Annotated in this window: 1 protein-coding gene; it reads left to right on the forward strand. The window is 52.4% G+C overall.

Translation table 11 applies throughout. The features are described 5' to 3' along the window. The coding region (locus tag IQ270_RS28695; RefSeq protein WP_193976519.1) for a CHAT domain-containing protein at positions 1-4,139 on the forward strand (4,139 nt) is incomplete at its 5' end. Between the last annotated feature and the right edge of the window lie 58 nt (positions 4,140-4,197).

Here is a 4,197-nt window from a genome sequence, read left to right on the forward strand (position 1 = left end):
GCGTGAACGTGTTGGGCGAGAAGGTAGGGCTGTTTGGAGCGAAGATTGAGGCTTCGGGGGGCAAGGGCGGCGGAACGGTGCGGATCGGGGGAGATTACCGCGGTAAGGGAACTGTGCCGAATGCGATGATGACTTATGTGGATGGCAAAAGTTCGATCGCTGCCAACGCCACAAAGTCCGGCAACGGTGGCAGAGTTTTTGTCTGGGCGGACAATACAACAGCATTTTTGGGCAGCATCAGTGCGACGGGCATTTCTACAACTGGCGTCAGCAGCGGTATTGGCGGGTTTGTGGAAGTTTCGGGCAAGCAAAGATTGATTTTTAACGGTAATGTCGATACTTCCGGCACAAACGGTTTGGGGACTTTGCTGCTCGATCCGGAGAATATTTTAATTACAGATGCTGCAGAAGCGGCGGGTGATGCGGAAATTATTGCTAACAATAATATTTTGGCAACAGGAACTCCACCGGGAGGGCAAAACAATTCCGCTCCTTCGCTGAGAATTTCCACAAGAGCTTTGGAAAGTCTGTCGGAGAGGGCAAATGTGGTTCTCGAAGCGCTCAACGATATTAAAATTGCTGATTTGGCGGAGAATAAGTTGAGCTTTGCGGCCACTACTGGTTCGGTGACATTGAGAGCAGATGCCGATCGCAGCGGGGCGGGTGTTTTTTCGATGAATGCTGGCGATACAATTAGCACGGCTGGTGGCTCGATCGCCATTTCCGGCAGTCAAATTACGGCGGGCAATTTGTCGAGCAACGGCGGAAATATTAGTTTGATTAGTCCGGGAACAACGGTTGCTAACAATATTTCGGCATCTAATTCTAGCAGCGGTACCAGCGGCAATATTTTGCTCGAAGGTCAAAACGTCACGGCCCAAAAACTTGATGCTAGCGGTTCTAAATCGGCGGCAAATGTAACTTTGACGGCTCGCAGCGTTCTGGAAGTGAGCTCGATCGCAGGCGGTTCGGGAAACATTACTTTGACGGGTAATGAAATTAATTTGACTGGTGGCAAAAATTCGGTCAGCGGCACCGGCTTTTTGGTACTGCAACCTTGGAATCCGGATCAAAATATTGCGATCGGCGGTTTAGGAGATGTCGGTACTAATATTTATTTGAATCTGACAGCAAACGACCTCGCAAGTCTGCAAAATGGGTTTGCGGGAATTACGATCGGCCGCAGCAACGGTAGCGGTGCGATTTTGATTGCTCAGGATTTCACATTTTATGACCCGCTAATTATTCAGTCGCCGGCGGGTTTGGGAACAATCACTACCACAAGTTCCCTGACAGGGGCAGACGATGCCTCAATTAATCTCAAAGCTGACGGCAATATCCGCATCGGAAATATCACTACCAACAATCAAGAAATTCGCATCAAGAGCACAGCGGGGAATGTGACAACGGGTCAGTTACGCACTGGAACTCCGCCCAGCATCACCACTTCTGTCAATTCTAAAGTGCCGCGCACGTCGGCGGGTGATGCGATCGTCACCGCAGATGGCACGGTGACTGCTGGGGCGATCGACACTAGGGGCGATCGCGCGGGGAATGTGACGCTGACAGCCCGCGGGGGAGTGAGTGCAGGCTCGATCGAAGCTGGCGGCTCGCAAACAGGGGGAAATATTACTCTGACAGGCAACGAAATTGATTTGACCGGGGGTAAGAATTCGATCGCCAGCAACGGCAATCTGGTGCTGCAACCGTCCGCTCCGGCTCAGAATATTACTGTGGCCGGTGCGGATGACACAGAGGCTTTGGACTTGACTGCTGCGGAATTGAACTCGCTGCGGAACGGGTTTGCTTCAATCGCGATCGGCCGCGCTGACGGTAGCGGTTTGATAACTATTGGTGCGGCAACAGCAGCCTCAAATTCAACCTCAAATTCAGCGCCAGCGGCGGCTTTGACATTTCAAGATCCGACCACAGTCCGATCGCCTTTTGGCGCGGGTGCGATCGCGGGAACGGGTGCGATCGCCGGCACCGATAACGCCACAATTTCTCTGATCGCCGGTACTGTCGCTGTCGGAGACGTTACCTCGAATGCTGGGATCGACATCGCTAGCAGTCAGGGTAATGTAACTGTTGGTGTTGTTTCATCTCGATCGGCGCTCGGGGCGGGAGGCGATGTCAAAATCCGCAGCAGCGGTGCGGTAGAAGCTGGCAACGTCAATGCTTTCGGTGCCAAAAGCGGCGGAAATATCTCGATCACCGCGCCCGGCCAGATCGTGACAGGGGCGCTCAATTCGAGTTCGGAGTCCGGAAGTGCCGGTTCGATCGAGATTAACGGAAAGAAAGATGTTGAAGTTGTTTCGATCAAAGCTCGCGGCAATACCGGAGGCGATGTGGCAATTGATGCCGGAGGAGTGTTTCGGGCGGCAGGAACCGCAACGGCTGCCGAAGATCGCGCGCCGAACGTTAGCATTTCTACAGACGGGCAGGTGCGATCGGGTTCGCTGAGTTTGCTGCAAAGCAGTTGCCCGTCAGGAAACTGCAAGGCGACGGCTGTGCCGCCGGCAAGCTCGAAGTCGAACGCCGCGGCTTCCCCAACTGCTGTGCGGCTGTCGATCGTGCCGAGTCCGGCACCAACTACCAGTGTGGAACTGAAAACTACAGGCAGTTCTCAACAAATTGTCACTCAGATCCCAGCAGCGCCTGTTCCCAAGAGCAGTACCGCAAATGTCTCGCCAGAGCCTGCTGCTGCGCCTGTTGAGGCGGGGTCGAACGAGACTGGTAGCCCCACCTCGCTACTGCTGTCGTCGCGGGTGTTAAAAGACAATCTGGGTACGCCAGCAGCGACAGAAAACGGCAGCGGGGCGAGTGCGGCACAGAAGCCAGCGAGTGCGGTGAGTGTAGAAAGTGTCGAGAATGCCAGGGTTCCTGAGATTGCTCGATCGAGTGCGATCCCCATAAGTCCGATCGACGCAGTGCAGCAAAGAGATAGAATTCAAGGCCAGGAATTTGAACATTACTTTGGCGGAAATCTCGGTCAAAAATCAGTCACGCAGCAAAGTATTCGAGATACTCTCAGCAGCGTCAATCGCTTGACCGGAGTTAAACCCGCCATTATTTACGTGTGGGCGAAAGAGCAACATTTAGAACTTGTGTTATTCTTGCCCGACGGCAAAAGTGTTTTTAAAAGCGTGGCTGCGAATCGCTCCACTGTTTTGCAAGTTGCTAAAGAATTCACTAATGCTGTGAGAACTCCTAGGAGATTGAATGCTACTGATTACAAGCAACCTGCCCGGGAACTTTACCAGTGGTTAATTGCACCGCTGCAACCGGAATTGGAGGCTAACAAGATAGATACCTTGGTGTTTTCGATGGATGCGGGTTTGCGAACTTTGCCTTTGGCTGCTCTTTTTGACGGCAAACAGTTTTTGGTAGAAAAGTACAGTTTGGGGCTGATTCCCAGTTTGAGTTTGACTGATACTCGCTATGCCGATGTTAAGGATTCTGAAGTTTTGGCGATGGGTGCGTCGAAATTTCCGGCCAAATACGATCAAAATCCTTTGCCTGCGGTGCCGCTGGAAATATCGACAATTGTGGGCAAGATTTGGCCCGGCTCGTCTTTTCTCAATGAAGCTTTTACTCTGGCAAATTTGAAGGACAAGCGCAATCAACCGCAATACAAAATTATTCATTTAGCTACTCACGGCGATTTTCAGCCTGGGGGTGCCGAAAATTCTTACATTCAGTTTTGGGATACTAAGTTGCGGTTGAATCAGTTGAGTGAGTTGAAGTTGTCCAACCCGCAGGTGGAGTTGTTGGTTTTGAGTGCGTGCACTACGGCGGTGGGCGACGAACAAGCTGAGTTGGGGTTTGCCGGGTTGGCGGTGCACGCGGGGGTAAAGTCGGCTTTGGCGAGTTTGTGGTATGTGTCAGATGCGGGTACTTTGGGGCTGATGACTGAGTTTTACCAGCAGTTACGCACCGCGCCGATTAAGGCTGAGGCTTTGCGTCAAGCGCAGTTGGCGATGCTGCGGGGGGATGTGCGGTTGCAAAACGGTTATTTGGTACGATCGGGCAACAATCAAGCTCTGCCTTTGCCGTCGGAGTTGGCCGCTAGGGGCGATCGAAATTTGTCCCATCCCTATTATTGGGCTGCTTTTACCATGATCGGTTCGCCTTGGTAATTCTGAAGCAATAGGGAAGAAGCAAGATTAATGCCCAATGCCCTGGGAAGGCCAATTG

The sequence above is a fragment of the Microcoleus sp. LEGE 07076 genome, assembly GCF_015207455.1.
Taxonomy (GTDB): domain Bacteria; phylum Cyanobacteriota; class Cyanobacteriia; order Cyanobacteriales; family Microcoleaceae; genus Microcoleus.